The organism is Pseudomonas sp. WS 5079, from assembly GCF_012985465.1.
Lineage (GTDB): Bacteria > Pseudomonadota > Gammaproteobacteria > Pseudomonadales > Pseudomonadaceae > Aquipseudomonas.
Genome location: NZ_JAAQWN010000011.1, coordinates 84567 through 108862 on the forward strand (window position 1 = coordinate 84567; position 24296 = coordinate 108862).

A 24296-nucleotide genomic window follows, 5' to 3' on the forward strand; every position below is an offset into this window, starting at 1 on the left:
GGCGGGAGGCGTTGTAGGAGCCGGCTTGCCGGCGATGAGGCTCGTGGCTTCATCGCATGCCTTGAGGCAGCCATCGCCGGCACGCCGGCTCCTGGGGGAGGGAGGTCAGGCGCAGGCTTTTTCGCTGATGACGCGACCGGCCTGCATGCGTACCAACTGGTCGGCGACGTCGAAGTAACGGTCGTCGTGGGAGATGACGATGATGGTCTTGCCCAGGCGCTTGAGGTCCGGCAGCAGCTCGGTGTAGAAAATCCGTCGGAAGGTCGGGTCCTGGTCGGCCGCCCACTCGTCAAATACCAGCACCGGGCGCTCATCGAGCCAGGCGTTGACCAGGGCCAGGCGCTTGCGTTGCCCGGTGGACAGGTCGGTGGTGGTGAACGCGCCATCGCGCACGCTGACCTTGTGCGCGATCTCCAGGCGCTCCAGGTACTGTGTGGCGTCGTCGGGCAGGGCCTTGTCGTTCTGCACCAGGTCGTCGAACAGGAAGTAGTCGGCAAAGATCGTGGTGAACATCTGGCGGTAGTCGTCCAGGCCCAGGGCGTCCACGGGCAGGCCGTTGAGGCGGATTTCACCTTGCTGCGGGGTGTACAGGCCCAGCAGCAGCTTGATCAGGGTGGTCTTGCCGCAGCCGTTTTCGCCGACGATAAACAGGATTTCCCCAGGCTCGATGCTCAGGTTGACCGGCCCCAGCTTGAATGGCTCGCTGCCTTCCACGGGCGGGAAGGCGTACTGCACGTTGCGCAGTTCCAGGTGCTTCATCACCGGCACGCTTTTGTCGGCGTCATCGAGCAGCAGGTGCGGTTCCGGCGAGGAGAAACGCTCCGACAGGTCGGCAATGCGCCGGAAGGCGATTTGTGCGCGGCTGATGATCGGCAGGTTGCCGATCAGGTTTTCCAGCGGGCCTTTCATGTACAGCAGCACCAGGACAAAGCCGCTCATCACCGCCGGGTCCGAGCTGGGCCAGAACTGTTGCAGGGTCAGCGCCAGGCCGATGACCACGAAAAACAGCATCGAGCCCAGGCTCTTGGCGATCACAAAAATATTGATCGAGCGGATATGGGTGTCGCAGATATGGTCGGCGGTGCCCTGGATATTGCGGGTGTGCATGGCGTGCCGGCGTGGGCGATGGATGCGCAGTTCCTTGGCGCCCTCGGCAATCGCCGAGTAGTGTTTTTGCAGGTTGTCTTCGGCGTCACGGGCCGCGTAGAAGCCTTTGATGCCTTTGCTCTGGGCCACGAACTGCACCGCCGAACCAATGCCGATGGCCAGCAGCGTCATGAGGAAGATCGGCCAGGACAGCACCGCCAGGTAGCCCAGGCAGCCCAGGATCACTGTGGTCGAAATCGCCAGCGGGGCAAAGGCGAAGGCAAAGTCGCTGATGGTGTCCACGTCATGGGTCAGCACCGGGATCAGGCGGTGGGTGCGATAGCGCTCGATCTGCTCGATGGGCGCGGCGAGCACCTTGGCGCCGAGGTCCTTGCGCAGTTTGGCAATCACCTTCTGCCCAACGAAGTTGGTGCCGATATCGGCGCCGATACTGCTGAGCAACGCCAGCAGGCACAGCCCGGCGAAGGCCAGGACCACGCCGGTGCCCATGCCGTCGGCGCTGTGCAGGCCGCGGTTGACCGTGGCCAGCAGCGCGGTGACGCTGAGGCCGCCGACGATGCCCAGGGTGATGGAAGAAATGACAATCCGTCGATAGGGCTTGAGCAGGCTCAAGAGTTCGCGAATGGCGCTGCGCGGTGCTGCGGTCATGAAACTACCTCGATCGCGACGTGGCTACGTGCTGTGGGCAAGTGAAGGCCTGCGCGCGAAGGTTTACCGCTGGCAGGCCGATAGTAGGAGGACGAGTCGGGCCCGGCGCGATTTAGCCGCGTCCCGAGTTGCACAGGCTCAGAGCTCCCGTGCCACGCGAAAGCCCAGCCAGTCGCCGCGCACGTTGGGGTAGAGGTTGTTGCGGTTGCCGGAGCGGGAAAACACCGGCGCCTCGCCCCAGTCGTTGCCGCGAATCTGCCGCACCTCGCATTGCCCGGTCAGCCAGGCACTGCCATCGCTGGGCGCTCCCACATAGCTGTCGTTTTCACAGTCTTCGACCCATTCGTAGACGTTGCCATGCATGTCATACACGCCGAACGCATTGGGCGCATAGCTGCCGGCCGGCGCGGTGTAGCTGTAGCCATCGGCCGGCCCGTAGGTGTTGGCGTGCTTGGCGATGCTGTATTCCTTGCCCTCGTCGAACGGGAACGGGAAGGGCCCGGAGGTGCCGCCACGGGCGGCGTACTCGCGCAGGGATTCGCTGACCATGCGGTACTGCTTGCCGGTTTTCTTCGACAGCCAAGCGACATAGGCGCGGGCTTCGGCAAAGTCCATGCATACGGCTGGATGTTTGGCGCTTATCTTGTAGGTGGGCTTGCCAGCCGTGCATTTGCGGCCAGGGCGGTCGTCGCCGTCGGGCATTTTGTAGCCGGTTTCTTGCAGGTAGCTGTCCCATTCGCCGGCCAACACCTGGAAGCGGCTGATGGCCACGGGTTTGGCGAAGGTCACGTCATGGATCGGGCCTTCATCGGGCTGGCGGCCGACTTCATCGTCCGGGGTGCCCATCTTGAAGGTACCGGTGGGCAGTACCACCATTTCCGGGCAGTTCTTGCAGTCCTTGAACACGGTGCCGGGCTTGGGCGGCGTGGCGGCCTGGGCGGAGGGTGCCAGGCAGGCGATCAATGCCGTCAGCGCCAGGGACTTGAGCAGCGTTGGGGTGAGCGGTTCATCGTTCATGAGTCGTCTCGTGGGCAAGAAAAAAGGGGATCAGAGGGCTTTGTCGAGCAGGGCCAGGAAGCGGTCGACCTCATCTTCGGTATTGAGCAGGCCCGGCGCGGTACGCACCACCGGGCCGACGTCGCGGTTCACCGCGTCGCTGACCACGCGGTTACGCATCAGGTAGGCGGCCACCTTGTCGCTGTCCTGGCCCTTGACCCGGAAGAAGCTGAAACCGGCCGACAGCTGCGGGTTGGCCGGGGTGACCAGCTCGATGTTCGGTCGCGCCTGCAAGCGCTCCTTGAGGTAGGAGTTGAGGCTGTGGATGCGCTGCTGAACCTCGGCCTTGCCCAATTGCAGGTGCAGCTTGAAGGCCTCGTCCAGCGCCCAGCGATGCTCAAAGGCGTGATAGCCGCCGGGGGAGAAGGTGGTGGCGAAATCGGTGTCTTCGGAAAACGTCGGCATGCTCGGGGTGAGGGTGGTCACTTGCTCCGATGCGGCGCACACCAGGCCAGTGCCCCGTGGGCCGAACATCCATTTATGGGTGCCGGCGATAAAGAAGTCGCAGTGCATGTCCGGGAAGGCCAGGTCTTCGACGCCGAAGCCATGCACGCCATCGACCACGTAGAGGATCCGATCCTTTTCTTCGCGCCCCTGGTTGTGGCGCTTGACCAGTTGCCCGATTTCAGCGATAGGCAGCTTCACGCCGCTGCCCGACTGCACCCAGGTCATGCCCAGTACTCGGGTATTGGGGCGAATGTTGCGCTCGATGGCCGTCAGCACTTCATCGACCGATACGTGGTGGGCGTTGGCGAACAGCTTGATCTTGCGCACCTGGGTGCCGTCACGCTGGGTGCGCAATGCGAGGATGCTGTCGGTGGAAAAGTGCTCGTGCTCGGTGGTGAGGATTTCCTGGTCGAGGCGCACGTGGATGCCGCCGTAGATCATCGCCAGGCCCTCGGTGGTGCTGCCGGTGAGGGCGATCTGGCCGGGTTTGGCTTGCAGGTAGCGGCCGGCCCATTCACGCACCTGGCCTTCGCGTTTCCAGGGTTCCTGCAGGTCCCAGTCCATGGTCAGGCCGGGGTTGCGGTCAAGGGCGGCGCGGTGGCGCTCGATGGCTTCGCGCACGGGCCTTGGGTGCGAGGTGATCAGGAAGTTGGAGAAATGGATGTAGTTCGGATCCTGGTCGAACAGTTGGCGCAGGCCGGCCCATTTATCGACGGGGGCCTTGGCGCTAGCCGCCTGCACGTGCAGGCTGGTCCCCAGCGGCAGGCTGGCGGCGAGGATGCCGGCCTGTTTGAGAAAGGTGCGACGGTCGGTCATGGCGTTTGCTCGCTTGGCAGCACACCAGGCTTGGCGGACTTTTGCACCTGCTCCCACACCCGCAGGAAATTGCCGCCCCACAACTTGGCGATATCGGCTTCGGAGTAGCCGCGGGTGATCAGTTCGGCGGTCACGTTGCGCACTTCACTGACATCGTTCCAGCCCTTGACGCCGCCGCCTTCGTTGAAGTCCGAGGCAATGCCGACGTGGTCGATACCGATCTTGCGCACGGTGTAGTCAATGGCGTCTCCCAGGTCCTTGAGGCTGGCCTTGGGTTCTTCTTCGAGAATGGCGTAGAGCTCGCTGGCGTACTCGCCGAACTTCTGCTCCGGCCAGGCAGCGATGATCGGGTCGCCGGGCATCAGGGCCATCGCCAGGTTGGGCAGGGGTGGCAGGTCGAAACGCGCGCGCAGGGTGTTGAGCTTGTCCTGGATCGGCTGGCTCAACGGGCGCAGATACCCGCCGAAGGCCACCACTTGCACCACGCCGCCACTGTTCTTGATCAGTTGCAGTTCTTTGTCGCTGAGGTTGCGCGGGATATCCACCGAGGCCCTGGGCGCGGAGTGGGAGGCGACCATGGGGGTGCGGCTAAGCTGGGCGACTTGCTCGAGGGCGGTGGTCGACATTTGCGAGACGTCGATGATCACGCCCAGGTCGTTCAGGCGCTGCACTGCTTGCTTGCCGATGGCCGAGAGGCCGCCGAGGGCATCCGGCGAATCATTGAAAAACGGCAACGGGCGCGAGGAATCGGCCCAGCTGTTATTGCCGATGTAGCTGAAGCCGAACATGCGCATGCCGCGCGCCGTCCACATGTCCAGCAGGTTCAGGTCGTTGCCCAGGGGGTAGGCGTTGAGCATGCTGATAAAAATCGCAAACTTGCCCTCGCCATGCAGGCGGCGCAAATCGGCCGGGGTGTAGGCGATGCCCACCTGGTTGGGGAAGTCGCGGACCATGCCGGCGATGATCTTGTAGCGCACCTCTTGCTGGTGCCGGGCTTCGTCGACAAAACCTGCGGTGGGTTTGTGTGGTGCATTGGGGCCATTCCACAGCTCGGGCCAGCCGAAAATCGTCAGCGCCGCCCCCGACAGGCGCCCGCGACTGGCCTTGGCCAGGTCGAACTGGCCGCTGCCGTCCTTGTCTGCTTCATGGCCGGCGGTGCCGAAGTCCAGGGGCACGGTGATATGGCTGTCGAACGACAGCAGGCGGTCCTGCAATTCATTGGCCTGCTTGATCACTTCCAGCGGGTAGCCGGCATTGCCGCCAAACCAGTGATCCCAGGCCAGGCCTGCGCCGGCAGCAATGGCCAGGGCCAAGGGCAGGCCGATGTATAGAGCCTTTTTCGAACGTGGTTTTGTCATTGCCATCTCAGTCGGTTCGCCTTTGAGGTGCGGGCGCAAGGGGCCTTTGCTATCTGGGGAGAACGAGCGCAGGGCCGGGAAATTTAAGCGCGGCCCCTACAGTAAATTTGCCGCCCGGCTAAACGTTCTAGCTTGGATAAAGCCTGCTCCAGGGCTGACACAGGTAGGAACATGACGATTTCTCGACGAGGGTTTATCGCAGGCCTGGCGCTGACCGGCGCCGCCGTACCTGCTGCCTTTTATGCCCATCGCGAGTTGACGCGTGAGGAATTTCCCATCACTCCCGAGGAAGCCACGGTGGACCTGGCGGACACCGCCGGCCAGCAGTTGGCGAACAGCCTGCGCGGGATCTGGAGCCTGCGCCTGGAAGGGCGTGACGCCGGGCTGCAAGGCTTGCCCCTCGACGGTCTGGAACTGTTTCTTGATATTGCACCGCGCGGCCGTGGCGTGCGTGGCTACCTGGACACCGCTGGCCAACTGCGTGGGCCGGGCGAGCCGCGCTATCAGGTGCTTGGTGACTTGGCGCCGGGCGACGCGGCGCTGTTGTACTGGCGCCTGATCGACCGCGACGCGCCGGACGGCATGCCGGCCTATGAATTGACGATGCGCCTGGACGAAGTCTGGGGCAGCTTCGGCAATGCCGGCAGCGGCACCCTCAGCGGGCAGATTCTCAATCTCGACCGGCCCCTGGCGCTGCTGGAGCTGGATAACCGATTTGTCGCCACCAAACAGCTGTTCCCCGAAGCCCGCGAACGCATCGGTCTGAACCCAGCACTGCTGGCATGGTTGATTGCCCCCGAACACCGCCTGTTCCACCAGCTCTGGCACGCCACGCGGGACCAGTGGCACAAGCTCCCCGAAGACAAGCGCAACGCCCTGCGCGGCATCGGTTGGCAGCCCGGGCCACGGGACCAAGAGCGCGATGCCCGTGGCCCGCGTAAGGATCGCAATGGCTCGGGTATCGATTTTTTCTTTATGCATCGGCATATGCTCGGTACGGCGCGCTCCCTGCAGGACTTGCCGTCCTGGCCGCGCTTCCCGCCGCCGCAGCCCGAGCTTGAGCGTGATCGCCAGGGCTTCGCGCGCTACTTTGACAATCACGATGGCTTCGCACTGCCGCCGACCTGGATGGCCAGTGGCGATGAGCAGTACAGCCAGTGGGTCAGTGATATCAAGGCTTGCGAGACCTATCACAGCAACTTCCAGGTGTGGGAGTCGCAGTACCGCGACCCGCGTTACCTGGCCAGGTTGACCCTGGGCCAGTTCGGCTCGGAGGTTGAGCTGGGGCTGCACGATTGGCTGCACATGCGCTGGGCGTCGGTGCCGCGCGACCCTTCCAACGGCGCACCGGTGCCCTTTGCGCGCGATCCTGCGGATTTTTCGGCGCGGTGGTATGAGCCTGAAAATGACTTTTTGGGCGACCCGTTTTCCTCCCATGTGAACCCGGTGTTCTGGCATTTCCACGGTTGGATCGATGACCGGCTGGAGGACTGGTTCCGCGCCCATCAGCGCTTTAATCCGGGTGAGCTGAGCCGCCTGGAGGTCAACGGTGTGCCATGGTTTGCGCCAGGGCGCTGGGTCGAGGTGGGTGATCCATGGCTGGGGCCGGATACCCACGGTTGCAGCACCACCCCGGGATTGCAGATGGGGCGCACGGTGGAGATGGATCCGGAAACCATGAAGCTGGCGTTGCGCATCACCTTCGGCGCTGATGATGACAAGTTGCAGGACTTGTTCCGCAAGGTGCCGAAGCGGCCGTGGTATGCGCGGCATTTGAAGGTCAGGGAGCGGACGATTTGACCTGTCCGATCAACGTCAAACGGTAGGCGCTGGCTTGCCGGCGATGGCAATGGCGATGGGGCAGGCAACATCGCCGGCAAGCCAGTTCCCACATTAGATCCTCATCGTTAAAGACCAGACGCCTGCCACCCCCCTCCCAGTGCCTTGTACAGCGCAATACTCGCCCCCAGCCGTGCCTGGCGCAGTTGCACGTTCAAATCCTGGGCGGCATACAGCGTGCGCTGGGTTTCCAGTACGGTAAGCAAGTCCTCCGCGCCAGCCTCATAGCGGCTCTGGGCGATACGGAAGGCTGTCTGTGCCTGGTCCAGTTCTTCATGCTGCCACTGGCGCTGTTCGTCCAGTCGGCGAATGCTGCTCAGGGCCTTTTCTACATCGGCAAAGCCATTGATGATCGCGCCGCGATAGGTTTGCAGCAGCTCATCCTGGCGTGCCGTGGCCTTGTCGCGTTCGGCGCTGAGGCGGCCGTTGTTGAAAATCGGTGCGATCAGCCCGCCCGTGAGGTTGTAGAACGGGTTGCGCAGCATATCGCCAGCACGGTTGGCGCCCGAGCCCAGGTTGGCGCTGAGGGTCACGCTGGGCAGCATGGCGGCGCGGGCGACGATGATGTCGGCCTGGGCGGCCGCCAGTTGCGCTTCGGCGCTGGCAATGTCCGGGCGGCGGCTGAGCAGGTCGCTGGGTACGCCGGCGGCGATGCTTGGCCAGCGCAGTTGCTCAAAGGCCTGGGGCGTCAGTTGCAGCGTCTGCACCGGTTGGCCGAGCAGGGCGGCCAGGCTGATCCGTGCGGCTTCGGTCCGCTGGCGTACCTCGGGCAGTTGGCGTTGCTGCGCGGCGACCAGGCTCTTTTGCTGGGCCAGTTCCAGTTGGGTGGCAGAGCCCGCGTCATTCCGGGTCTGTACCAGCTTGAGCACGTTCTGCGCATTGGCCAGGTTGAGCTCGGCGATGCGTTGTTGTTCGTGCAGGGCCAGGAGCTGGGTGTAGGTGGTGGCCACGCCGCTGAGCAGGGTCAATTCCACCGTGGCGCGCTCGAATTCGCTGGCGCGCACCGCCAGTTCAGCACTGTCGCGAGCGGCGCGCTTGCCGCCCCAGAAGTCGATTTCGTAGGTGGCAGTCAGGCTGGCATTGAAATAATCCACCGCGTCATTGTTGTTGTCGGCATCCAGTTCGCTGTAGCCGTTGCCGCGCAGCAGTTTCCGGCGGTTGGCGTTGAGCCCGCCCTTGAGTTCGGGCAGCAGCGGCGCGCCGGCCACCACGGCGCCGGCCTGGGCCTGGCGCACCCGGGCCATGGCGCTGGCCAGGTCGTAGCTGCCGGTGCGGGCCTGTTCGATCAGTTGGTCGAGCTGCGGGCTGGCAAAGGCCTTCCACCATTGCTGGTTGACGTGCAGAGCGTTGGCCTGGCTTGCCGTGTCCCAGGCCGGCGGCGGCTGCAGGCCGCTGGCCGGGCGCTGCGCCGGGCTGCTGCACGCGGCCAGCAGCAGGCTGGCGGCAACGAGGGTCAAGTGCGCTTTCATAGGGCGATCATTCACTGGTAAGGGCCGTGACCGGGTCGAGCCGGGCTGCTTTGCGGGCCGGCATAAAGCCGAAGATGACGCCGGTGACCAGCGCGCAGGCGAAGGCGCCCAGGGCTGCGGGCAGCGAGAAGGCGACGGCCACGCTGCTGAGGATCAGCGCGCCACCGACCAGCAGGGCCAGGCCGATCCCGGCCACCCCGCCGACCACCGTGAGCATCACCGCTTCGGTGAGGAACTGGCGCAGGATGTCGCGCTGCCGGGCGCCAGTGGCCATGCGGATGCCGATTTCCCGGGTGCGTTCGCGCACGGTCATCAGCATGATGTTCATCACGCCGATGCCGCCCACCAGCAGCGAGATGGCGGCAATCGAGCCGAGCATCAGCGACAGAGTGTTTTGGGTCCGGGCCTCGGCCTGGATCATCGCGGCGTTGTTGGTCAGTTCAAAATCCCGCTTGCCGTTGTGCAGGCGCAGCAGCAACTGGTCGATGGCTTTTTCGGCCTCATGCACCTTGCGCGCGTCGGCGGCGGCAATCACCACGTATTCAGGGTTATAGGTGCCGAACAGGCGAATACTCGCGGCAGAGTAGGGGATGGCGATACGGTCGTCGCTGTCCTTGTCGCCGGAGCTGGCGCCTTTTTCGGCAAGCACGCCGATCACCTGGAACGGCACGTTTTCGATCAGGATGTATTGGCCGATAGGGCTGGGCAGGTCCTTGAACAGCTTGTCGCGCACCCGTTTGCCGATCACCGCGACGGTAGCGGCGGCGCGTTCGTCAGCCTCGGTGAAGTAGCTGCCCTCGACCACTGGCCAGTTGAAGATCGTCGGGAAGTTGGTGTCGTTGCCGCCGACATAGGCCATGTGGTCGACATTGCCGAAACGCACCCCGGCCTCCGCGCCATTGACCGGCATGATTCGTTTGACCTGGGGCAGGGCGGCCATGGCGGCGACGTCGTTCATGGTGATAATGCCGGGCGGCGTACGTGGGTTGGGCGCCGAGCCGCTGACATACAGGATGTTGGAGCCAAAGGCGCCCATCTGCGCCATGACCTGGCGTTTGCTGCCTTCGCCCACGGCCAGCATCACCACCACCGAGGCCACGCCGATAATGATCCCCAGCAGGGTCAGGGCCGTGCGGAAGCGGTTGATCCACATGACCCGCCAGGCCGCCTGCACCGCGTCCACCAGTTCAGCCTTCCAGGCGCCGTTGTGCTCGGCGCCGTCGGCCAGGCGTTGGCGCAGGTCCACCGCTTGCAGGGCCTTGGGGTTGGCTTCAGTGGCGGGCTGGTTGTGGGTGTTGGGGGTGTCGCTGATGATCAGGCCGTCGCGGATCTCAATGATGCGCTTGGCCCGCGCCGCCACTTCGCGGTCATGGGTGATCAGGATCACCACGTGGCCCTGGCTCGCCAGTTCGTCGAGCAGGGTCATGACCTCGGCGCCGCTATGGCTGTCGAGGGCGCCGGTAGGTTCGTCGGCGAGGATGATATGCCCGCCGTTCATCAAGGCCCGGGCAATCGACACCCGTTGCTGCTGGCCGCCGGACAACTGGTGCGGGCGGTTGCCGGTGCGCCCGGCCAGCCCCAGGCGGGTCAGTAGGGCGGCGGCGCGGGCGTGGCGTTCGGCGGCCGGTGTGCCGGCATAGATCGCCGGCATCTCGACGTTTTCCTGGGCCGAGCCGGACGGGATCAGGTGGTAGCCCTGGAACACAAAGCCAAAGGCCTCGCGGCGCAGCCAGGCCAGTTCGTCGGTGTCCAGTTGGGCGACGTTTTCCCCGGCGAACAGGTACTGGCCGACGGTGGGGCGGTCGAGGCAGCCGAGGATATTCATCAGGGTCGACTTGCCTGAGCCGGAGGCCCCGACAATCGCCACGAATTCCCCGGCATGGATCGACAGGTCGATCCCGCGCAGCACATCGACCTGGGGCGCATCACCGCCCCCGTAGGATTTGCGGATGTCCCGAAGTTCGATCAGCGGCGTCAACATTCAGCCTCCGCTGCTGTCGGCGGGGCCGATCAGCAGATGATCGCCTTCGTTCAGGCCGTCGAGGATCTGGATGCGCAGGCGATCGCTGATACCCACCCGCACCTCACGGTCTTCGATGCTGCCGTCCTTGGCCACCACGCGGGCCAGTTGCATGTCGGGACGGGTGCTGCCCTGCAGGGCAGCGACGGGCGCGGTCAGCGCATCGGTGACGCGGCTGGCGACGAAAAACACCTGGGCGGTCATTTCCGCCATCAGTGCGTTGTCGGCGTTGTCCACATCCAGCAGCACGGTGTACAGCACCACCCGGCCGCTGCCGCTCTTGCTCGAACTGCTGGGGCTGCCGCCGCCCTGGCTGGTTTCGTTGAGGGGCTTGGGCGGCACCGGCAGGATCTGGCGCACGGTGCTGGTCCAGCGCCGGTTGCCACCGCTCAGGGTGGTGAAATAGGCCTGCATGCCCGGTTTGACATGGCCGATATCGGCTTCCGAGACTTCCGCCCACACGGTCATCGGCGACAGGTTGGCAATGCGCAGGATCAGCGGCGTCTGCTGCTGGCTGTTGAGGGTCTGGCCTTCGCGGGCATCCACGGCCACCACGGTGCCGGAGATCGGCGCATAGATGCGCGTGTAGCCCAGTTCAGCCTGATCAACCCGCAGCGTGGCCTGGGCCTGGCTGATCTGCGCCTTGAACATGTCGATGCGCGCCTGGGTAGCATCCAGTTCAGCCTGGGCGGTTTGCACGTCTTCATCGCGGGTGGCGCCACCGGCGGCCAGGCGTTGCTGGCGCTGGTACTTCTGCTGCGCCAGGCGGTGTTGCGCGTGCTGTTCCTGCAGTTGGGCCTGCAAGTTGGCGATGGAGTAGCGGGTGGCGTCGAGCTTGGCTTGTTGGGTGGCGGGGTCGATCTCTACCAGCAGGTCGCCTTCCTTGACCTGGGCGCCGGCTTCGACGTGAATCTTGCGGATCTGCCCGGAGGCCTGGGCGCCGACATCCACGTAACGCCGCGGTTGCAGGGTGCCGAGGGCGGTCACACTGCTTTCGATATCGCCCCGGTGTACTTGCAGGGTGGCAAATTTATCCCGGCCGGGCGGGATCAGTTGCCAGGCGGCGAACGCGGCCACGGGGATCAGGCAAAGTGCTGCCAGCAGAGCGCGCCGGGTGTGTCGGGGACGGTTCATGCACGGGTTCCAGCCAGGAAAGTTCGGACCGCAGCTCAATCGCCCACAAGGGCAGAGACAGGCGCGGCAAGCTGTCAGGTAAACGAGGTATTTGCCCTGAAATTTAAGTGCTTACACACGCCGTTACAGCTGGGCGAAACGCCAGTATTGGACGTTGTGTGTAGGACTTTTCAAATCTACATGAGAATTACTATAAATTAGACGGCCTCAAACTGCCATCACCGCATTGCCCGCGCCGGCGGCTCCGCGCCTGCCAGGGTGAATCCGGTGCGGGGCTTAAATTTTTTTTCATGGTCCTCGTTTCCTATCAACACATGGCCTGTTGTTCAGCAGGTCGCCCAGGCTTTCCGCCCCATCGCCACGGGGCTTATCCAGAGGACACTGGAATGACACAGGCAATTGCATCGCCCGCGGTTCACGACCTGATCGGTATTGGTTTCGGTCCCTCGAACCTGGCGCTGGCCATCGCCCTGCAAGAGCGCGAGAAAGCCCAGGGTAAGCTCGATGTGCTGTTTCTCGACAAGCAGGCCGACTACCGCTGGCACGGCAATACCCTGGTGAGCCAGAGCGAGCTGCAGATTTCCTTCCTCAAGGACCTGGTGACCCTGCGCAACCCCACCAGCCCGTACTCTTTCGTCAATTACCTCAAGGCCCACGGGCGCCTGGTGGACTTTATCAACCTGGGCACCTTCTACCCGTGCCGCATGGAGTACAACGACTACCTGCGCTGGGTCGCCGGGCAATTTACCGAGCAAAGCCGCTATGGCGAGGAAGTGCTGGCCATCGAGCCGATCCTGCATCAGCAGCAGGTCGAGGCGCTGCGGGTGATCTCCCGCGATGCCCATGGCGAGCAACTGGTGCGCACCGCACGTTCGGTGGTGGTCAGCGCCGGTGGCACGCCACGGATTCCCGAGGCGTTCAAGGCGCTCAAGGATGACGGGCGGGTGTTCCACCATTCCCAGTACCTGGCGCGCATGGCCCAGCAGCCGTGTGTCGAGGGCAAGCCGATGCGCATTGCAATCATCGGCGGTGGGCAGAGCGCGGCCGAAGCGTTTATCGACCTGAACGACAGCTTCCCCTCGGTGCAGGTGGACATCATCCTGCGCGGCTCGGCCCTCAAGCCTGCCGATGACAGCCCGTTCGTCAACGAAGTGTTCTCCCCGGAGTTCACCGACCTGGTGTTCCAGCAGCCCAGCAGCGAGCGCGAACGCCTGGTCAACGAGTACCACAACACCAACTATTCGGTGGTGGACCTGGACCTGATCGAGCGCATCTACGGGATTTTCTACCGGCAGAAAGTCTCCGGCATCGCCCGCCACGCATTCCGCACCCTGACCACCGTGGAAAAAGCCAGCGCCGGGCCCTTGGGCATCGAGTTGTTGGTACGTCACAACGCCACCGGTGAGACCGTGATCAACCACTACGATGCGGTGGTCCTGGCCACAGGTTATGAACGGCAGATGCATCGCCAGTTGCTGGCGCCGCTGGAGGCCTATATGGGTGACTTTGAAGTCAGCCGCGATTACCGCGTGGTCACCGACGAGCGCTGCAAGGCGGGCATCTACATGCAGGGTTTCAGCCAGGCCAGCCATGGCTTGAGCGATACGTTGCTGTCGATCCTGCCGATTCGCGCCGATGAGATTGCTGCCTCGCTGCACGAGCATGACCGCAGCCTGGGCCAGGCGCGCTCGGTGCGTGATGTGCTGCTGGCCACCGCGAGCTGACAGCGTTGCAGATCGTTCCCGCGCCCGCGGGAGCGATGCCTGGCTGAACCCTGGCTGAAGAACCCGGCGATTCGCCGCACTGTCACTTTCCTCCCGCAGACTGCGGGCGTAAGCTGCGCCGGTTTTCAACCATAGCGCAGACCTTCGTGAACAGACTTTCGAGTGACAGTTGTCGACCAGGCTTGGCCAGCTGACGCGCATCCCCGTGCCGTTGCCTCGCCGATAAAGCGAGAAGCGGTCTTTGGGTAGCGAACCGTCCGGTTCCTGCCTGATCCCCCTTTTTTCGACGCTGATTCTGCGGGCAATCAAAGGGAGATTCATCATGCAAGCCCTCAACAATATCAATCTGGATTCCCTGATCGACACCGTGGTCAGCCTCAGCGCGGCTTTCATCCTGGGTGGGCTGATCGGCTTTGAGCGCCAGTTCCGCCAGCGCACGGCGGGGCTGCGCACCAACGTGCTGGTGGCGGTGGGGGCGGCGATCTTTGTCGACATGGCCAACCGCCTGGCCGGGGCCGAAGGGGCGGTGCGGGTGGTGGCGTATGTGGTGTCCGGGATTGGCTTTCTCGGCGCCGGGGTGATCATGCGCGAGGAGGGCAATGTACGCGGGCTCAATACGGCGGCCACGCTGTGGACTTCCGCCGCCGTGGGCGCCTGCGCCGGCGCCGACCTGATCCTCGAGGCGTTCCTGGGTACCTGTTTTGTGCTGGCGGCCAACACCTTGCTGCGGCCGATCGTCAATAACATCAACCGCCAGCCTTTGGATGTGGTGTCGGCGGAGGTCACCAATATCCTCTACGTGATCGCCCGGCGCGCCCAGCAGCAGGCGGTGATGGCCTTGCTCGAATCGGAACTGGCGCGCTGCAACTACCCGGCCAGTGATGTCGACGTACGGCCATTTGGCACTGAGGAGGTGGAAATCGAGGCGACGCTGGCGGCCAACTCGGTCGACGGTGACGAACTGGACGCCCTGGTGGCGCGGATCTCACAGTCGAACCTTGTGGTGCAGGCCTTCTGGAGCCCCAGCACCACCGACTGAAGCAAACCCTGCATCCCCCAAAAAGCCGCCTCCTGTCATAGGAGGCGGCTTTTTTTATTGAATTTGACTACGCTTTTGGAAGGATTAATCCTACAAGTGCGCCGGATTTTCCCTTCGGGCGAAACATCATTCCGTTGTTAATGTTGCGCCGTTGCACCTAACCAAATTCCGTTGAAACGTTCTGTGTAGACAGTGCCGCTGGTCGGAACTGGTATTTCTCACAGGTACAGGGGTTTCGTGTGATGTGTAAGGGTGTTGGCGCCCCTGAAATGAGTGGTCGCCAATGAAGCAACTAAACAATCGTGGTGTCTTCCCAGGGAGCCGCATGAGCAAAGCGCTAATCGTGGATGATCATCCGTTCATTCGTTCTACCGTCAAATACCTGTTGCGCCAGGAGGGCTTCGAGAAGATTTTCGAAGCTGCCAACGGTGCCGACGCCTTACAGATTGCCAGGGAGGAGCGACCGGACCTGGTCATCCTCGACCTGGCCATGCCCAAGTTGGGCGGGCTGGAGGTCATCAGCCGGATCAAGGCATTGGGCCTGCCCTGTAAAATCCTGGTGCTGACCTCCTATCTGGCAGTGTTCTTTTCCACTCGTTGCATGCGCGCCGGGGCGATGGGCTTTGTCGCGAAAACCGGTGAACTCGATGAGCTGCAAAAAGCCATCAAGGCCGTCATGTCCAACTACAGCTGCTTCCCCAGCCTGCCCACCAGTTCGGTGCGCAAAGACGACTTGCAAACCACTGAACAGCAACTGGTAGAGGCACTTTCCGACCGCGAACTGATGGTGCTGCAAAAGCTCGCCCTGGGCCTGGGGAACAATGAAATCGCCAAGGACATGCTGTTGAGTCACAAGACCATCAGCACCTATAAAACCCGGTTGAAGGAGAAACTGCGCATGTCTTCGGTGGTGCATTTATCCAAGTTCGCCCAGCGCAATCATCTGATCTGAAATGTCGACCTCTCTGGGCAAGTGGCTCGCCGTACTCTGGCTGGCGGGCCTGTCACTCACCGTCAACGTGGCTCTGGGCGAGCCACAGGCTTTGCATCTGTTGGGGCATTCGAGCCTGGAAGCGCCGCAGGTGAACCTCAATGAGGCGGACTGGCGCTGGTTGCGCCAGCGCCGCACGTTGGTGATGGGGGTTTCCGCTCCCGACTACGCGCCCTTTGATCTGACGAATAACAACGACGAACTGGAGGGGATTACCGCCGATTATGCGGCGTTGATCGCCCTGGCCCTCAACGTCAAGGTCCAGGTGCAGCGCTATGAGCACCGCGACGAAGCCATCGCCGCCCTCAAGCACGCGGAGGTGGACTTTGTAGGCACGGCCAACGGCTACGAGGCGGCGGACGGCCAGTTGAAGCTGTCGCGCTCCTACGCCAATGACCAGCCGATCCTGGTGACGCGGGTGGGCGATAGCCAGTCGCTGACGGCCGACCTGGACGGCAAGCGCCTGTCCATGCTTTATCACTACATGCAGCCCGGTGCAGTCGCGGCCTTCTACCCCAATGCTTCATTGCATATCTATCCGTCGGCCTTCGAGGCGATTGGCGCAGTGGCCTTTGGCCAGGCGGACGTCTACCTGGGCGATGCAATCAGCACCAACTATCTGATCAATAAAAATCATCTCAATAACGTGCGCATGGCGGACTTTTCCAGCCTGGAGGTCAACCCCTTTGCGTTCGCGCTCGCCGGCGACAATGAGCGGCTGCTGCGTATTGTCAATGCGGTGCTGGAGGTGATCCCCGCCAATGAGCAGATGGAGATCCTGCGCCGCTGGAGCGCCGGTAACCTGGGGGTGGTCGGCCGCGAACGCCTGCGCCTGAGCGCCAGTGAGCAACGCTGGCTGGACAAGCACCCACGGGTCAGGGTCACGGCGCTCGACAAATTCCTGCCGCTGTCATTTTTCAACGACCGTGGGCAGTTCCAGGGCTTGAGTGCCGAGGTACTGGCGCAGGTCAGCTTGCGCACCGGCTTGAAGTTCGACGTGATACGCGGCGGTTCGCTGCCGCGCCAAGTCGAGCAGGTCAGCGAGGGCGACGCGGACATGATCGCGCTGATTACCCCAAGCATGTCCCGGGAGGACAAGATCCGCTTTACCCGGCCTTACCTGAGCAACCCGTTCGTGCTGGTCACCCGCGACGATGAGCGCAGCCCGATCACCATGGAAGATATGACAGGTAAGCGCCTGGCGGTGATTCGCAGCAGCGTACAGCGGGAAATCATCAGCCGGGAATACCCCCAAATCATCCTGGTAGACGTCGACGGCCCCGCCGAGGCCATGGCCCTGGTGGCCAGTGCCGGGGTCGATGCGTCGGTCAATGCGCTGATGATTGCGCGCTACATGATTGCCCATAAATACCGTGATCGCCTGCGTATCACCAGTACCGTGGGCGCGCAGCCAGCGCGTATCGCCTTTGGCGTGGGGCGCGGCCAGTTGGAGCTGTATTCGATCCTGGAAAAGGCGCTGCTGAGCATCTCTCCCCAGGAAATGGACGAGTTGACCAACCACTGGCGCAGCGAAGTGGTGATCGACGACAGTTACTGGCTGCGCCACCGCGACACGATTATCCAGGGGTTTGCGCTGGCCGCGCTGCTGTTGGCGCTCACCCTGGGTTGGGCCATTTACCTGCGCAGCCTGATACGCAAGCGCGGCCAGGCCGAGCGCGCGCTAAGCGACCAGATGCGCTTTATGAGCGTGCTGATCGACGGCACGCCGCACCCGATCTATGTGCGCGACCGCATGGGCCGGTTGATGGCTTGCAACAGCGCCTACCTGAATGTATTCGGCTTTTGCCTTGAAGATGTGATCGGCAAGACCGTGGTCGAGACCGACACCGGCAACCAGCCCCAGTCCCAGTCCTACCATGAAGACTACTTGCGCCTGATGGAGCGCGGCGAGCCGCAGATTCACGACCGTGTCCTCAAGGTGCCTGGGGGCGCGACCCTGACCATTTACCACTGGATGCTGCCGTACCGCGACGGTGACGAGAAGGTCGTGGGCATGATTGCCGGCTGGGTCGATGTCAGTGAACGCCAGCGCTTGCTGGGGCAATTGCAGGAGGCCAAGGAGGGTGCCGACGCTGCCAACCGGGCCAAGACCACGTTCCTGGCGACCATGAGCCATGAAATCCGCACGCCGATGAACGCGGTGATCGGCATGATCGAGCTGGCGTTGAAAAATGCCGAGCAGGGGCGGATCGACCATGATGCCCTGGCCGTGGCCTCCGACGCTTCGCGGGGCATGCTGGAATTGATCGGCGATATTCTCGACATCGCGCGCATCGAGTCCGGCCACCTGTCCCTGGCCCTGGAGCCATCGAACCTGCGTGAGTTGCTGGCCTCGGTGGCGCGCATTTTCGAAGGGTTGGCGCGGACCAAGGGCCTGGTGTTGCAGGTGGCACTGGACCCGCTGCTTGACCGGCATGTACTGATCGATCCGCTGCGCTTCAAGCAGGTGGTTTCCAACCTGTTGAGCAACGCCATCAAGTTCACCGCCCAGGGCCATGTGCGCTTGAGCAGCAGTGGCTCGCCTGCGGTTGCCAATGGTTATCTGAGCCTGCGGCTGGTGGTGGAAGACACGGGGGTAGGCATCAGCGTCGAGGACCAGATGCGCCTGTTCAACCCGTTTGTCCAGGGGCGCAATACCGACCAGTCGGCGCGCAGTGGCTCTGGCCTGGGGCTGGTGATCAGCCGCAGCCTGTGTGAAATGATGGGTGGCCAACTGAAGTTGAGCAGTGTGCTGGGGCAGGGCACTCGCGTGGAGGTCACGTTGGCCCTGGCCGTGGCGTCTGCTGCCGCGGCCCATCACGAGCCGGCCGCTCTGGATGCTCCGCCGGCCCATAGGTTGAATATCCTGGTGGTGGATGACTACCCGGCCAATCGCCAATTGCTGACCCGCCAACTGAGCTTCCTGGGGCACCGCATCACTACGGCCGAAGATGGCGTGCAGGGCCTGGAGTACTGGCGGGCCGAGCGCTTCGATGGGGTGATCACCGATTGTAATATGCCACTGAAAAACGGCTATGACCTGGCGCGGGAAATTCGTGCCGACGAGCGTGCCCGTGGCCTGGCGCCTTGCCTGTTGCTGGGGTTTACCGCCAATGCCCAGCCCGAGGAAACCGAGCGTTGCCTGGCAGCGGGGATGGACGGTTGCCTGTTCAAGCCGACTGGCCTCGACGACCTGCATGCGGCGCTCGCTTCGCGTACGGCCCTGCCTTCGGTCAACGAGCCGCAGGCGGCCGAGGCGATCCAGACGATCGATCTGGGCCGCTTGCTGAAGTTGACCGGTGGCGATATGGACGCGATCAGGGAACTGTTGGAGCCGCTGCTCGACAGCCTCGCCGAAGACCGCATGCAACTGCCGGCCTTGCTGCAACAAAACCACTACGCACAGTTGCATGACCTGGCCCACCGGACCAAGGGCGGGGCGCGCCTGGTTGAGGCGCAGGCGTTGGTGAGCGCCTGTGAGGCCCTGGAAGCCGCCTGTGAACAACGTGATCGGGAGGCGTTGGCCTTGGCGGTGACTGGCGTGCAAGCAGCCATTGATCAGTTGCATCAGGCCCTGGCGGACTATTGCAACCGGGCATAAGAGTAGGAAGTGCGAGAGTGTTTAGGAGAACTCCTACGTGCAGAGGGAACTACGCTGATTTTGCTATCGAAATATGTCTGAAAAAGTAGGCCGCTCCTTCAAACCACGAGCGCTGCCTGCTCAGGGACCTGCCATGCCCACCAAAGCACTGACCATCCTGATCGCTGATGAACAGCACCTGCAACGCTTGCACCTCGAGAAAATGCTCAACCAACTGGGTTACTACCGGATCGTCCCGGTGCAGACCTTCAATGAAGTGCTGATCCTGACCGATATTCCAGCCGAGCCATTCGATGTGCTGATTATCCATGCGGGCCTGGCCGCCAGCGCGGGTGACGCACTGGCGTTCCAGCAGGTGCGCCATGTGCTGGTCTATGACGACCAGCACAGCGGGGCGCCGGCCTCCCAGGCGATGATGCGTTTGCCGGGGTCGCCCGACAGCCTCACCCTGGAGCACTTCATGGGCATCATCGACCCGCCGTCACCGGCCAGCGGCTTGCGGGTCTTGCCGTGGCTGCGGGAGTTGGCGCGCAGTCCGGCGGTTTAGCTCAGTCCCACTGCGGCGCAATGCCCTTGGGGCTGGTCAGGCGCTGACCGCGCTCAAGGCCTGCGATCTGCGCCATATCGGCTTCGCTCAAGGTCAGTTGCACGGCCTTGAGGTTGCTCTGCAGGTTGGCGCGTTGGGTCGAGGACGGAATCACCGCGTACCCCAGTTGCATGGCCCAGGCCAGGGCCACCTGTGCCGGTGTGGCCTGGTTACGCTCGGCAATCGCCTGGATCACCGGGTCTTTGAGCACCTCGCCGTAGGCCAGGGTCATGTACGAGGTAATCTGGATGCCGTGGCGCGTGGCGAAATCCACCACCTTGCGGTTTTGCAGGTACGGGTGCAGCTCGATCTGGTTGGTGGCGATATTCTCGGCGCCGACGGCGGCGATGGCTTGTTCCATCAATGCCACGGTGAAGTTGGAAATGCCGATCTGCCGGGTCAGGCCCTGGCGCTTGGCTTCGAGCAACTGCCCCATGAACTGGGCGACGGGCACCTGGTTTTCCGGCGACGGCCAATGGATCAGGGTCAGGTCCAGGTAGTCGGTCTTGAGCTTGCGCAGGCTTTCCTTGAGGCTGGGGATCAACTGGCCTTCGGCAAAATTGGCGATCCAGATCTTGCTGGTGATGAACAGCTCATCGCGGGGGATACCGCTGTCAGCGATAGCCTGGCCGACCTCGGCTTCGTTCTCGTAGATCTGCGCGGTATCGATGACCCGGTAGCCCAGGTCCAGGCCAGTGCTGACGGAATCGATGACCACCTGGCCTTGCAGGCGGAAAGTGCCAAGGCCGAATGCGGGAATAGACATGAGTGACTCCTGTGGTGGCGTGAACAATGGCCTCGAGTATCTGCCCGGGGCGCCCGGGGAAACACCCACGATTGTTCAAATGACTCTTGACCATAAGTCACGAGTCGCCGGCAAGCCCGCTCCTACAGGGTGTTGAGCTGGCGCGTCAGGTCCAGCACCACTTTGCCGCTGCCGACAGTGGGCACCAGGTGGGTAAACGGGATATCGATCATGCGGTTTTCCCGCACCGCCCGCAGGCGCGACAGCACCGGGTCGCGGGTCAGCAACTGGCGTTTACGGCTGGCCGGGGACCATACGGCATCGGCCAGCAGGATCACATCCGGGTCGCTCATCAATAGCGTCTCACTGCTGACCGTGACCCGGTATTGATTGATCCCGGCCAACAGGTTGCGCGCGCCGGCGGCGGCCAGCAGGGCAGTGACGAAACCTTGCTGTCCTTCGCTGTCCAGGCCGTTGACTTCACTGTCGAGGTAAAACACCGACAAGGGTGTTGCCGGCTTGGCCAGTGCCCGGGCGCTGGCCAGGTCGGCGTCCAGGGCGGCAATCAGCTCGCGGGCGCGCTGCGGCTTATGCAGCAGGTTGCCCAGGGTTTGCAGGTCTGTGCGGATATGCCCGAAATAATCCAGGGAGTGCCCGGCACAGGCCGATTCCAGCAGATACGAAGCCACGCCATTGCCCGCCAGCCCAGTGCGCGAGGTGATGCCGTCGCCAAAAGCCGTGGCAAACCCGCCCACCACCAGGTCCGGCCTCTGCCCATACAGCACCTCGCTGGCCGGGTAGCGCGGGGCAATCACCGGCACCCCCAAATACTTGCCCTGCTTATGCGCGACGCCGTTGTCATCCAGGTACGCCACACCCACCAGCGCCGGGCCGGCGTCCAGGGCCAGCAGCATATCGGCAGCGTGTTGGTTGAGGGCGACAATCCGCGCCGGCGGTGCATGGGGCAGTTGCCAATCCTGCTGGCAGTTGCGGTAGTCGTGCGCAATGGCCGAGGCACTGCACAACAGGGCGATGGCAACGCCTGCCAAACGTTTCATGGATGCTCCCGGATCAACAGTTCCTCGACCACCTCGCCGCCCACCAGGTGCACATCCACCAGGCGCACGGCATCGGCCTTGCTGTGCACCCCATACCAGCAGCGCTGCGGGTACACCGTGAGCACTGGCCCCAGGTTGCAGGGGAACTGGCAATGGGTGCGCGTCAGCAGCACACCGCCAGGCACTTCGATGTGCTGGTGCTCCAAAAGGCGCCGGCGCAGGGTTTTCCACAGTTGCAGGGCGCCACGCTGGGTGCAGCGCGGGCCGGTGCACAGCAGCACATGGTGGGCATGCTCGGGGATACGGGACCAGTCGGGGTGGGTGTCCACCCCGTCGATTTGCGTGATTTCAGTCATCAGAAGCGATACGTGTAACGCACCTCCGTGGTGAACGGCCGGCCCAGGTTGTCGACATTGCTGGAGCGGCTGGTGACGTAGTCGCGGTCGAACAGGTTTTCTACCAGCAGGCTCACGCGGTGTTGATGGGCAGGGTCGAGGTAGCGATAGGCGTCGGCGTCCACCACCGAATAGTGGCCGTATTCGACTCTTTTCGAGCTGATTACATCGTGGATATAGCGGATCGCCGCGCCGGCGCCCCACAGGCGGTTCTGCGACTCGAAACCCACCCGCGAGCGGGCGAAGAAGCTCGGCACGTCATTGAGGGTGACCCCGGCGCGCGATTCGGTCAGGTTGCGGGTCATGTCCGCCTGCAAGCTCCACTGCTCGTTGAGCGCCAGCTTGGCGTCGGCCTCGAAACCGCGCACCTGGATCTGCCCCTGGACGTTGACCCAGTGGCTATCGTCGAGGGTGATCAGGTCGGTGATCTTGCGCTTGAACAGGGTCACGCTGGCGCTGAATTCACGGTCGGCCAGCAGGCCCTTGTAGTCCAGGCCCAGCTCGGCGTTACGGCTTCTTTCCGGCTTGAGGTTGCGGTTGCCCAACTCGTCGCCGGGTTCATTGACGAACAATTGCTCGGCATTCGGCAGCTTGTAGGCCGTGCCGTACTGGCCGCGCAGGGCCCAGTTGGGGTTGAGGTCGTAGAGCGAGGTGAGCATGCCGACGGTGGCACTGTCGCCGCCGCTCATGGTTTCGTGGCGCACGCCGATGCTCGGATGCCAGTCGGGCAGGGCGTCGATCTGCGGGCGCAGCTGGGTGTACAGGGCGTGGGCCTGGGCCTTGTTGTCGTCGATCACCAGCACGTCGTCCTGGCCCTTGAACCACTGGTTGTCCGAGCCGAACACCAGCACATGGCCGCCCGTAAGCTCAGCCTTGCCTTCGGCCTGCACGCCCCAGTCGGTAAAGCCCCAGTAGTCATTGTGGTTGCGCACCACGGTGCCGCCGTCGGCGGTGTTGTTGACCCTTGAGTAGCGAGTGTCCCAGTCGTTGATATGGCCCTTGAGGAAGTAACTCAGCCGCTCGTTGATGTTTTGCTCGAAGGTCGCTGTGGCAATCTGCTGCACACGGTCGTTGGTGGTCTTGCGGTTGTTGGTGGCGCCGGCAAAGTCCAGGTTGGCGTCGGAGTACTGGTAAAACAGTTCCAGGCGCGAGTCATCGCTAAAAGACTGGATGGCCTTCGCGCCGAGGGTGGTGACTTCGTAGGAGCGTTTCTTGTCGGTGACGTTGCTCATGTCGCGGTTGCGAAAGGGCTGGTAGCCCTCGGACACGTTATGGCTGACATAGGCCAGCAGGCCGAGGTCGCCCAGGCCATTGGTGAAAATCCGCTCGGCCCGGGCATCACCCGTGGTGCCGCCAAAGGTATCGACGCCCAGGTTGGTTTCGCCGGACACCTCACGGGTCTGCGGGCTGCGCGTGACGATATTGATCACGCCCGCCACGGCCTGGGTGCCGAACAACAGGCTCTGGCCACCCTTGAGCACTTCGATGCGCTCCACGGCGTTGGCCGGCAGGGTGTCCAGGTACAGGCCCCCGTACAGGCGGTTGTTCAGGCGTACGCCGTCGAGCAGGATCAGCGTGTCGTCGTTGCGCCCGCCCAGCAGGGAATAGGTGCCGTAGTCGAACGGGCCGTTTTTCGGCGCGACGTAGAAACCGGGGATAAACATCTGCATCGCCCGCGTGATATCGGCGCTGGGGCCGGCGCGTTCGATCTGGGCGCGGGTGACGATCTCGACCTTGCTGCCGTATTGGGCCATGTCGGCCACGGTGGTGGACTCCACCGACGGTGCCAGAATGGTCTGCGGCTTGAGTTCCAGGGCGCTGTTGTCAGCCAGTAGCAGGGGGCTGAACAGGCAACCCAACAGCAGGGTTGGGCCAGAAGTGACGTAACGTTGAAAAATCATAGTCTTCTCGAAAGTATCTTCGCAGAAGCACGCAGGAGAAAGTATCGAGCACACGCCAATACCGGCCCATGCCCGCCCACCGCAGGATTTTGCCAAACACACATTCCAGGCCGGTCTCCGGGCTCTCGCGTATCGAACCCTTCACCTTCCCATGGCGCTCTGGCCACAGTGGTGTGTCGAAGGGGTCACGCGAATACCGTTGCGGGGGCAGCACCGGACTTGCTCGAACGAGCGTACCGGTTTCCCGTTTCACCTCATGCACGGCGGCATGCGGCACCTGAAACAGGGCCGCATCTGAACATTCGCCGGACCGTTCGTCAATGTGCCGAACCGATTGCGCAGCGCCGCGTGCTTGCCTGGGC

The 24296-nt window shown here is 63.3% G+C and carries 17 protein-coding genes and 1 riboswitch; of the genes, 6 read left to right on the forward strand and 11 right to left on the reverse strand.

Translation table 11 applies throughout. The annotated features are described in order from the left end of the window. Window positions 1-105: 105 nt before the first annotated feature. The 4 genes from HBO05_RS24875 to pvdM all read right to left on the reverse strand — a co-directional run bounded on the left by HBO05_RS24875 (window position 106) and on the right by pvdM (window position 5432). Complete coding sequence (locus HBO05_RS24875) at window positions 106-1755, reverse strand: cyclic peptide export ABC transporter (protein ID WP_169954766.1); 1650 nt, start codon at window positions 1753-1755, stop codon at window positions 106-108. A 138-nt stretch (window positions 1756-1893) separates the two neighbouring features. Continuing rightward, window positions 1894-2772 (reverse strand): formylglycine-generating enzyme family protein, encoded by an 879-nt coding sequence (locus HBO05_RS24880; protein WP_169954765.1) that lies wholly within the window; start codon window positions 2770-2772, stop codon window positions 1894-1896. A gap of 30 nt (window positions 2773-2802) precedes the next feature. Continuing rightward, a complete protein-coding gene (locus HBO05_RS24885) occupies window positions 2803-4074 on the reverse strand; it encodes an aminotransferase class V-fold PLP-dependent enzyme (RefSeq protein ID WP_172314482.1) in 1272 nt (423 codons plus the stop codon). After that, complete coding sequence (gene pvdM / locus HBO05_RS24890) at window positions 4071-5432, reverse strand: pyoverdine-tailoring dipeptidase-like protein PvdM (protein WP_169954763.1); 1362 nt, start codon at window positions 5430-5432, stop codon at window positions 4071-4073. Before pvdM ends, HBO05_RS24885 begins: the two co-directional genes overlap by 4 nt. Window positions 5433-5603: 171 nt before the next feature. Between pvdM and HBO05_RS24895 the strand changes: the two genes are divergently transcribed. Continuing rightward, window positions 5604-7232 carry a PvdJ/PvdD/PvdP-like protein gene (locus HBO05_RS24895; protein ID WP_172314484.1) on the forward strand — a complete coding sequence of 543 codons (1629 nt, stop codon included), beginning with the start codon at window positions 5604-5606 and terminating at the stop codon, window positions 7230-7232. A gap of 107 nt (window positions 7233-7339) precedes the next feature. Here HBO05_RS24895 and HBO05_RS24900 read toward each other — a convergent pair whose 3' ends face one another. From HBO05_RS24900 to HBO05_RS24910, 3 genes are read right to left on the reverse strand one after another with little or no spacing between them, the layout of a single operon-like run. Beyond that, window positions 7340-8740: an efflux transporter outer membrane subunit gene (locus HBO05_RS24900; protein WP_172314486.1), complete on the reverse strand. Its 1401-nt coding sequence runs from the start codon at window positions 8738-8740 to the stop codon at window positions 7340-7342. Between the two features lie 7 nt (window positions 8741-8747). Then, the gene (locus HBO05_RS24905; protein ID WP_169954760.1) at window positions 8748-10721 is read right to left on the reverse strand and encodes a MacB family efflux pump subunit; all 1974 of its coding nucleotides are present in this window, start codon (window positions 10719-10721) and stop codon (window positions 8748-8750) included. Beyond that, the gene (locus HBO05_RS24910; protein WP_169954759.1) at window positions 10722-11894 is read right to left on the reverse strand and encodes an efflux RND transporter periplasmic adaptor subunit; all 1173 of its coding nucleotides are present in this window, start codon (window positions 11892-11894) and stop codon (window positions 10722-10724) included. It lies immediately after the preceding gene. Window positions 11895-12280: 386 nt separating this feature from the next. On the opposite strand from HBO05_RS24910, the gene HBO05_RS24915 reads away from it, so the two are divergent. From HBO05_RS24915 to HBO05_RS24935, 5 genes are all read left to right on the forward strand, one after another. Next, window positions 12281-13618: a SidA/IucD/PvdA family monooxygenase gene (locus tag HBO05_RS24915; protein WP_169954758.1), complete on the forward strand. Its 1338-nt coding sequence runs from the start codon at window positions 12281-12283 to the stop codon at window positions 13616-13618. 322 nt (window positions 13619-13940) lie between these two features. Continuing rightward, entirely contained in the window at window positions 13941-14657 is a 717-nt protein-coding gene (locus tag HBO05_RS24920) for an MgtC/SapB family protein (RefSeq protein WP_169954757.1), read from the forward strand. A gap of 325 nt (window positions 14658-14982) precedes the next feature. Then, window positions 14983-15609, forward strand: a complete 627-nt coding sequence (locus tag HBO05_RS24925; RefSeq protein ID WP_169954756.1) for a response regulator transcription factor — start codon at window positions 14983-14985, stop codon at window positions 15607-15609. A gap of 1 nt (window position 15610) precedes the next feature. Continuing rightward, window positions 15611-19249: a transporter substrate-binding domain-containing protein gene (locus HBO05_RS24930; RefSeq protein ID WP_172314488.1), complete on the forward strand. Its 3639-nt coding sequence runs from the start codon at window positions 15611-15613 to the stop codon at window positions 19247-19249. Between the two features lie 133 nt (window positions 19250-19382). Continuing rightward, window positions 19383-19796, forward strand: coding sequence for a chemotaxis protein CheY (locus tag HBO05_RS24935; RefSeq protein WP_172314490.1), 414 nt, complete (start codon window positions 19383-19385; stop codon window positions 19794-19796). A gap of 1 nt (window position 19797) precedes the next feature. Here HBO05_RS24935 and dkgB read toward each other — a convergent pair whose 3' ends face one another. From dkgB to HBO05_RS24955, 4 genes are all read right to left on the reverse strand, one after another. Continuing rightward, window positions 19798-20601, reverse strand: a complete 804-nt coding sequence (gene dkgB, locus HBO05_RS24940; protein ID WP_169954753.1) for a 2,5-didehydrogluconate reductase DkgB — start codon at window positions 20599-20601, stop codon at window positions 19798-19800. 122 nt (window positions 20602-20723) lie between these two features. Continuing rightward, complete coding sequence (locus tag HBO05_RS24945; RefSeq protein ID WP_172314492.1) at window positions 20724-21638, reverse strand: ABC transporter substrate-binding protein; 915 nt, start codon at window positions 21636-21638, stop codon at window positions 20724-20726. Then, window positions 21635-21994 carry a (2Fe-2S) ferredoxin domain-containing protein gene (locus HBO05_RS24950; RefSeq protein WP_169954751.1) on the reverse strand — a complete coding sequence of 120 codons (360 nt, stop codon included), beginning with the start codon at window positions 21992-21994 and terminating at the stop codon, window positions 21635-21637. Before HBO05_RS24950 ends, HBO05_RS24945 begins: the two co-directional genes overlap by 4 nt. Then, complete coding sequence (locus tag HBO05_RS24955) at window positions 21994-23934, reverse strand: TonB-dependent receptor (protein ID WP_172314494.1); 1941 nt, start codon at window positions 23932-23934, stop codon at window positions 21994-21996. Before HBO05_RS24955 ends, HBO05_RS24950 begins: the two co-directional genes overlap by 1 nt. Window positions 23935-24024: 90 nt before the next feature. Further along, window positions 24025-24230, reverse strand: a riboswitch (cobalamin riboswitch). Between the last annotated feature and the right edge of the window lie 66 nt (window positions 24231-24296).

Excerpts from the sequence above, each read along its gene's own strand:
- HBO05_RS24875 (WP_169954766.1), bottom strand. The coding sequence starts at position 1,755 with ATGACCGCAGCACCGCGCAGCGCCATTCGCGAACTCTTGAGCCTGCTC.
- HBO05_RS24880 (WP_169954765.1), bottom strand. The coding sequence starts at position 2,772 with ATGAACGATGAACCGCTCACCCCAACGCTGCTCAAGTCCCTGGCGCTG.
- HBO05_RS24885 (WP_172314482.1), bottom strand. The coding sequence starts at position 4,074 with ATGACCGACCGTCGCACCTTTCTCAAACAGGCCGGCATCCTCGCCGCC.
- pvdM (WP_169954763.1), bottom strand. The coding sequence starts at position 5,432 with ATGACAAAACCACGTTCGAAAAAGGCTCTATACATCGGCCTGCCCTTG.
- HBO05_RS24895 (WP_172314484.1), top strand. The coding sequence starts at position 5,604 with ATGACGATTTCTCGACGAGGGTTTATCGCAGGCCTGGCGCTGACCGGC.
- HBO05_RS24900 (WP_172314486.1), bottom strand. The coding sequence starts at position 8,740 with ATGAAAGCGCACTTGACCCTCGTTGCCGCCAGCCTGCTGCTGGCCGCG.
- HBO05_RS24905 (WP_169954760.1), bottom strand. The coding sequence starts at position 10,721 with ATGTTGACGCCGCTGATCGAACTTCGGGACATCCGCAAATCCTACGGG.
- HBO05_RS24910 (WP_169954759.1), bottom strand. The coding sequence starts at position 11,894 with ATGAACCGTCCCCGACACACCCGGCGCGCTCTGCTGGCAGCACTTTGC.
- HBO05_RS24915 (WP_169954758.1), top strand. The coding sequence starts at position 12,281 with ATGACACAGGCAATTGCATCGCCCGCGGTTCACGACCTGATCGGTATT.
- HBO05_RS24920 (WP_169954757.1), top strand. The coding sequence starts at position 13,941 with ATGCAAGCCCTCAACAATATCAATCTGGATTCCCTGATCGACACCGTG.
- HBO05_RS24925 (WP_169954756.1), top strand. The coding sequence starts at position 14,983 with ATGAGCAAAGCGCTAATCGTGGATGATCATCCGTTCATTCGTTCTACC.
- HBO05_RS24930 (WP_172314488.1), top strand. The coding sequence starts at position 15,611 with ATGTCGACCTCTCTGGGCAAGTGGCTCGCCGTACTCTGGCTGGCGGGC.
- HBO05_RS24935 (WP_172314490.1), top strand. The coding sequence starts at position 19,383 with ATGCCCACCAAAGCACTGACCATCCTGATCGCTGATGAACAGCACCTG.
- dkgB (WP_169954753.1), bottom strand. The coding sequence starts at position 20,601 with ATGTCTATTCCCGCATTCGGCCTTGGCACTTTCCGCCTGCAAGGCCAG.
- HBO05_RS24945 (WP_172314492.1), bottom strand. The coding sequence starts at position 21,638 with ATGAAACGTTTGGCAGGCGTTGCCATCGCCCTGTTGTGCAGTGCCTCG.
- HBO05_RS24950 (WP_169954751.1), bottom strand. The coding sequence starts at position 21,994 with ATGACTGAAATCACGCAAATCGACGGGGTGGACACCCACCCCGACTGG.
- HBO05_RS24955 (WP_172314494.1), bottom strand. The coding sequence starts at position 23,934 with ATGATTTTTCAACGTTACGTCACTTCTGGCCCAACCCTGCTGTTGGGT.